At 65.3% G+C, this 5,558-nt stretch carries 5 protein-coding genes; 2 read left to right on the top strand and 3 right to left on the bottom strand.

The annotated features are described in order from the left end of the window. Positions 1-665: 665 nt before the first annotated feature. A complete protein-coding gene (locus VF697_RS42895; RefSeq protein ID WP_331104507.1) occupies positions 666-1,136 on the bottom strand; it encodes a helix-turn-helix domain-containing protein in 471 nt (156 codons plus the stop codon). A 1,074-nt stretch (positions 1,137-2,210) separates the two neighbouring features. Between VF697_RS42895 and VF697_RS42890 the strand changes: the two genes are divergently transcribed. Next, on the top strand, positions 2,211-3,044 hold the full coding sequence (locus tag VF697_RS42890; protein ID WP_331104505.1) for an HNH endonuclease signature motif containing protein: 834 nt from the start codon (positions 2,211-2,213) through the stop codon (positions 3,042-3,044). A 130-nt stretch (positions 3,045-3,174) separates the two neighbouring features. Continuing rightward, positions 3,175-4,047: a hypothetical protein gene (locus VF697_RS42885; RefSeq protein WP_331104503.1), complete on the top strand. Its 873-nt coding sequence runs from the start codon at positions 3,175-3,177 to the stop codon at positions 4,045-4,047. A gap of 506 nt (positions 4,048-4,553) precedes the next feature. Here VF697_RS42885 and VF697_RS42880 read toward each other — a convergent pair. Continuing rightward, positions 4,554-4,676, bottom strand: a complete 123-nt coding sequence (locus VF697_RS42880; protein WP_331104501.1) for a hypothetical protein — start codon at positions 4,674-4,676, stop codon at positions 4,554-4,556. A 44-nt stretch (positions 4,677-4,720) separates the two neighbouring features. After that, positions 4,721-5,164: a hypothetical protein gene (locus VF697_RS42875; protein WP_331104499.1), complete on the bottom strand. Its 444-nt coding sequence runs from the start codon at positions 5,162-5,164 to the stop codon at positions 4,721-4,723. Positions 5,165-5,558 lie beyond the last annotated feature (394 nt).

Genomic DNA, 5,558 nt, shown 5'->3' with positions numbered 1-5,558 from the left:
CCGCGGAGGACGTGACGGTGGCCATCGAGCTGCCCCCCTTTCTTTCCGGACAGCCCATGGGAGCTGAGCACTCATGCTCCACCTTGGGCAGCGCCATCAACTGCCCCCTTCTTCCGCTTGCCGCTGGCGCCAGTGCTGTCGTCGCGGTGGAGGCGTTCCTGCCACCGCAGCCGCTCGGAACGTTTGATATCCGCGCCACCACTACAGGCAGGGGATTCGACATCGCCCCCGAAAACAATCAGGAGACACTCTCGACGAGCGGCCCTGGCCAGTTGAGGCTGTCCGGAGGGGGTTGCTCAAGCGTGGCTGGGAGCAGCGCGGCCCTGGCGGGACTGGCACTGCTCCTTCCCCTGTTGCGACAGAACAGGTGGCTGAACTCCCTTGGGCTCCTCCACCGCCGTGGCCAAGGACGGGCTCTCGTCCTCCAGCCCCGGCTCCGCCGTGAGCCCTGCGGACAAAAAGAAAGGGCGTCAGACCGAAGCCTGACGCCCTGAAATTTCTTGAGATTCTGTGCCCAGAGCCGGAATCGAACCAGCGACACGGGGATTTTCAGTCCGCAAAAGGGCCAGAGGCCCTTCCAACTCTCCTCTGGAGACGGGGTTGGAACGGTCGAAAATGGGCGGTGTAGTTGCCCGTAATTTGCCCACGGCCCACCCCACGGGTGGTCAACGGGTCTCCCCGTCCGGAGAGGAACGGCGGTTCCCGGGCGAGGGGAGCTTCAACTTGCGGATCTCCGCCCCAGGCGACTCCGAGGGCCTGGACGTGGCCGTCCTCGGGGGACGGCGCGACCTGGAGGGCTGCGGCCCGGTAGCGGGGACACCCTCGCTCAAGATGCGCTCGATCTCGGAGACGGGGATGCGCTGGTGCCCGTTGACGTCCACCGTCTTGATGCGGCCCGAGGTGATGAACTGCGCCAGGGTGGTAGCCCGGTCCACCCCGAGGCGACGGGCAGCCTCCTTCTTCGACAACAGCCCAGAGCTGGCCTTGCGCTGTTGACGGGCCGGGACTGGAGGCACAGCGGGAACCGGCAAGACCGGGAGGGCCGAGCCCGCGCTGAGTCGCGCCAGCAGGTGCCGGTTCACCTCCACCGCGCGCTCCTCGGGCTCCATCGCCTTGTGGCATTCAACACAGGGCATATCGAGTTCCTGCTCTGTCGGAGGCCGGTATGGGTGCCAGTCCCACCACTCCGTGCATCGTCGGCACACCCATCCATCGGGACGCCCCCGCCTCACGGGAAGCGGAAGACGGAGGTACTCCGGGGGAGGGGGTGGAGGTGGCGCACAGGCCACTCCTCGCAACACCCGGCGCCTGGGCTGCTCGCCAGCAGGAGGCGACGTGGCGGGCGGGTTGTCCGCCGCCGAACCCTGGGAGGTGGCCGAGCCGTCCTTCTTCTCGCTCTCGTCCATGGTGACCGCCCTCGTATCAGTGAAAGGTAGGGCACTAGGACCGGGATCTCACGGGTAGGCAGCTCGCCTGCTTGTCCACGGGACGGAAATGCTTCACGGCGTTGGTGCCCCCACCACGTCGTGCTTTGCACACTCGTGCGGGTGGCGTTACCCTCAAATCGTTCTCTGACGGAAACCGTCACCCTCCGCCTTAGCCGAGCAACGCCGGTGCGACCAACGGTTGGTCAATGGGCGCGGAAACGGAGGGAGACGGAGTGAACCCCGAGCTGGTGCGACCTCGAGTTGGTTAATGGGTTTCGGGGCACTCGAAGTCAGAGGCCGGGCCGTGCTCCCCCGTGAGGGTTACGGAGTTCTGAGGCGAGCATCAGTGTGAACGATGCCGGGCTTCTCTTCCCCGTGATGAAGGGACGGAAAACGTAGCCTCCACGCCACGGAGGACGCATCCCTGGCTCCCCCTTGAGGGGGATGCGTTGGAGTCTTCGGCCGCAGCCGAATCCTGGTCGGCAGGGGGAGCTTGCTGGACGGAGTGAGTGGGGTGGCCCTGAGAAAGCCACCAAGGACAGGTGGACAAGCTCGCTGATGGTGGGGGGGTTGGGTCTGGACCAGTTTCGCGCCCTGAAGGTTTCTCCATCGGTCTCCACGTGAGAAAGCCGATGGAAGTTCCGTCTACTTAGACGGGGCTCGCTGCGCGTGTATCCAAGAGGGGAAAACTGGCCGCTGCGCGGCCCATTTCCTCCCTCACGCGCTACGCGAGCCCCGTACTATCCACCTACCGCTGGTGTTGCCGTGAAACCGCATAGAAGAGTGAAGCCCTTCACCTACGAGGGCATGAAGCTGGACTGGAGAATGGTCCATCAGATCGTGGCCCACGGTTTCTACTTCCTGCTCGCGCCCGAGCATGACCCGGATTACCCGTGGGTGTTCCAGCAGGAGACGCACAAGCCCATCTGCCCGTTGCACGTCTTCGTGTGGATGCAGCACCACGGGCCCATCAACCAGGGCCACGTCATCCATCATCGGGATCACGACAAGCTCAACGCCCAGATCTCGAATCTCGAAGTTCTTCACCGTCGCGTCCATGCGGAACGTCACCGGCTGGAGCGGCAGAAGTTCTCGCCCCGGGAGAGGGAGGACTACGGCGGGTTGTACCGTCCCCATGCACCCGGCCCGGTGCGCGAGCCGTCTTTCACGGAGCTGGTGCGGCTGTTGAAGCGGGGGAAGCTCACGCGCCCCTCCTCTTCGTCTTCACCGCGTCCGCCGGAAGAAGAGGGTGAGTTCCGCGAGGCCGAGAAGAAGCTGAAGACGGCCCTGCCCCGTCTCGCGGAAGAAGTGGATCACCTCGACAGCGGCCAGCCCATCCCAAGGGTGAACACCCAGCGCCGGGGGAGTGACATCAAGCTGGGCCTGGGCAAGAGGGCGGAGAGAAGGGGATGCACTTCCGCCGAGGCCGCGCTCGTCCGGGCCCTGGTGAAACACCGGATGCACACCCAGCCCAATGGGGCCGTGGCGGTCGAGCTGGAGATTCCCGTGGGCGTGGTGGAGAAGATGAAGAAGCGGCCCTCGGTGGATCTGGCCCTTTCCCGCTGGCGCGACTACCGGCGTCTTCCTCGAATCAGCCCTCGGGAGAAGACGGAGTGAAGAAGAAGACGGCGAGCTGGTGAAGATGAAGAAGACGAGACCGTGAAGAAGTCCCTCGTCTTCTTCCCCCTCTTCCCGGCCCAAGAAGTCGCCCTTCCCACGCGAGCTGGCCCGGCGGGACAATCCTCGTATGAACCCCACCGTCCGCTCCGCATTCCAGGCTGCCGCCTCGGTTCTCAACGGCGCCAGGTCCCACGGCCCGAAGAGCGCCGAGGGCAAGGCCACCTCCTCGCTCAACGCCATCCGCTTCGGCTTCACCGCCGCGCATCTTCTTCTTCCCGGTGAAGACCCAGCCGCCTACGAGGCGTTCCTGGACTCGTGGTTCTCCGCGTTGGTTCCAACCACCATGCCCGAGGCCACCAGCGTCGCGCAGCTCGCGGACACGGCTTGGAAGCTGGAGAGGTTGAGCCGGGTGGAGAACGGCAGGATGCTGGCCCGGCTGGAGGAGGAAGTGGAGAAGACGGACGAGGGCAAGACCCTGGCCCTCTCCCGCCGGGCGCTGGAAATGGTGGGGGCCCTAGCCATGACAGTGGAAGCCATTCCCTCACCGCCGAAGGACTTCGACAGGACGAGCGCCTTTCTCTCCGGAGTGGATCAGGTGGTGAGGGAGCTGCGAGAGGTGCCGGGCCTGCCGATGGCCGTAGTGGAGCCCCTGGCCTTCGCGCTCGATGCGGCCCAGGAGAACGGCGAGACGGAACAGCTCGACGCGGCCAGCTACGAGAACCTGGGCAACATGGCCAATGTGGTGAAGGGCGCCCTCGCCGTGAAGCTGGCCGAAGAAGAAGCCGCCCTCGGGCCAGTCCGTGAACGACTCGCCGCCGAGGTGTTGCTGCTCGAAGACGCGGACTTGAAGAAACTGGAGCGTCACCGCCGGACCCTGGAGACCACCATGGAGCGGCAGCTCGGCATCTTCCACCAGCTCCGCGCTGAGATGGCCAACACGACGACGGAGAACACGTCCGAGACGCAGGCGTTGAGGGTGAAGCTGCGCCTCGTGAAGTAGAAGCCCGGGTGCAACGGCCCTGGTGAACTGGCCCGGGTTCGTTCTGCTGGCCCTTCCCGGCCCCCTTCGCCTTCCTCGCCAATTGCTAGGGCTATCGAGATCGGGTGAACCCCCCCACCCCAGGGGGACAGTGGTTCCCTTGTCTCGGGTCCAATCTGCAAGGCCCCCGGTCTTCATCGAGAACCCCTGGGCATGGGGTGGAGCTCGATTTTTTCGGGGGCCAGCTGGCGAGCTGCACACCCTCCCGGTTGCTGGCCTACGCCCTGGCCTTCCCCATGGGGGACCCAGGGTAAGCCGTGCCTCTTCCTCGCGCACGAGGGGTACGGGCGCCCCTGACACCTAAAAACTTGAGGACTACCGGGAGAAGTGACCGGGGACTTCCGGCGGTGGAGTTGCACCGGAGCTGGTGTCCGACAACCCGGCCCCCGCCACACCACCCGGACGAGACCGGGAACACCACGGTGGGTGCAGGTGCAGCGGGGACCGTGCTTCACCTCCGGGCATCTTCACCGTCCATGCCGCATCACGTCCCGCAGGTGTTCGGCCATCCCGCTCAAGATGGCCGCTGCCACCCGGCGGGTGAGCGGTGAGGCAGCCAGCTTCTTCATGGCGCCCAGCATCGTCTTCACCTCCCTTCCCCTGGTACTCCAGGCACGATATGGGCAGCAGACCGTCAACCTTGCTCTTCGGTGGGTGGCGACTCCTCCCCTTGCGTGCCGGGCTGCGCGGGAGTGCTTTCCTCCAATGGACGGGAGGGCTCCGTTCCCGCTACTGGACGGGGTTGTTCGTTCTCCTTCTTCTGGGACGGAGACTGTCTCGCCGCTCCGCTCCAGTCCCAGGCCCGCAGAACCACGTCTTCCCTGTCCGCGTACTTCCCGGAGGTGGAGTTGTGCGGCGTCAACAGGTGCGCCGGGTTCTCCTCGCCCCGGAGCACACGGCCGAGCTGATGCAGCCTGTTCTCCACCAGCAGCAGGATGGCGCTGATGATGACGGGCGCGCTTTGCTTCCGATCCGGGTCGGGCACCGCGCCCATGGCGACGCTGTCCGCGATCCAGTGGGCGCCCTCGATGGCGTAACAAATTTCCCCCAGCTCAGCCGAGAGGCTGATGTGTTCCATCTGCGTTCCTCCTCAGGTGGATTGGATGAGGACGCACTGGCCGACCAGCCAGGACGTCAGCGGGGATGACCGCCATGAGCCTTATGCCGAGGAGCACGCGGGGTTTGACGGGCCACGCTCATGGAAGACTGGCCGCACAGAGGTGGAGAGTCCACGGCAGGGGGCTGCTGGGGCGTCATCTTCACTGCCCCCCAGCTTGCCCAGAGCAGGCTCCCTCCAAGCTGAACTCCTTCATGGAGCACACTCGCACCCTGAGGTACACGCTGCCGAGTCCGCTCAGGGGAGCGCCGCTTTCAGCTACTCTTCCCAAATCGTGCTGGCACGCCTGGCCAAGCGCTATCCGATTTGAGCGTGGACTCACACAGGAGTTGGAACTGATTGTGTGAGATGAGTC

Source organism: Archangium sp., from assembly GCF_036388035.1.
Lineage (GTDB): Bacteria > Myxococcota > Myxococcia > Myxococcales > Myxococcaceae > Archangium.
Note: the sequence above shows the minus strand (reverse complement) of the source record. Positions and strands in the feature narration are given on the sequence as shown.

What these genes read in the sequence shown, in the direction of transcription:
- VF697_RS42895 (WP_331104507.1), bottom strand. Translation starts at nt 1,136, where the DNA reads ATGCCCTGTGTTGAATGCCACAAGGCGATGGAGCCCGAGGAGCGCGCG.
- VF697_RS42885 (WP_331104503.1), top strand. Translation starts at nt 3,175, where the DNA reads ATGAACCCCACCGTCCGCTCCGCATTCCAGGCTGCCGCCTCGGTTCTC.
- VF697_RS42875 (WP_331104499.1), bottom strand. Translation starts at nt 5,164, where the DNA reads ATGGAACACATCAGCCTCTCGGCTGAGCTGGGGGAAATTTGTTACGCC.